Source organism: Wolbachia endosymbiont of Tuta absoluta (assembly GCF_059414725.1).
This window is the reverse complement of the sequence record NZ_JBNRJY010000170.1, coordinates 1-439: the sequence shown is the minus strand read 5'-3', so window position 1 is coordinate 439 and position 439 is coordinate 1. Positions and strand designations below refer to the sequence as shown.

The window sequence follows — 439 nt, the reverse complement described above, 5'->3', positions numbered from 1 at the left end:
ATTAGAGATACAGGAATGGTTCTTAAACAATATTTGTCCATTTTGATGGGTCGCTTCTTTTCACAAGGACATTGAGGATCGATCAAGCTGCGGAAGCTGTTCAAATTGCGCTTCAACAAAAATGGTGTCATCGAGTAGCTAGGCAGGGCATTTCCAGAGGCAAGACTTGGATCGATCCTCAATGTCCTTGTGAAAAGAAGCGGCCCATCTTATTGAACAACTTTTGTTTTAGAACCACGCCTGTATCTCTTATAGTTTAGCTGGGCTCCTGATGGTACACCTGGTGGTCTACATAAGGTACTCCAGATCCTCAATGTCCTTGTGAAAAGAAGCGGTCCATCTTACTGAACAACTTTTGTTTTAGAAGCATTTCTGTAGGTATCTCCAATAGTTTAGGTGGGCTCCTGATGGTAGACCTGGTGGTCTACATAAGGTACTC

The 439-nt window shown here is 43.1% G+C and carries 1 protein-coding gene; it reads right to left on the bottom strand.

All coding sequences use genetic code 11. The features are described 5' to 3' along the window. Nucleotides 1-182: hypothetical protein (locus tag ACJ5GX_RS01840; RefSeq protein WP_495292638.1), on the bottom strand; the 182-nt coding region annotated here is incomplete at its 3' end. Nucleotides 183-439: the final 257 nt, after the last annotated feature.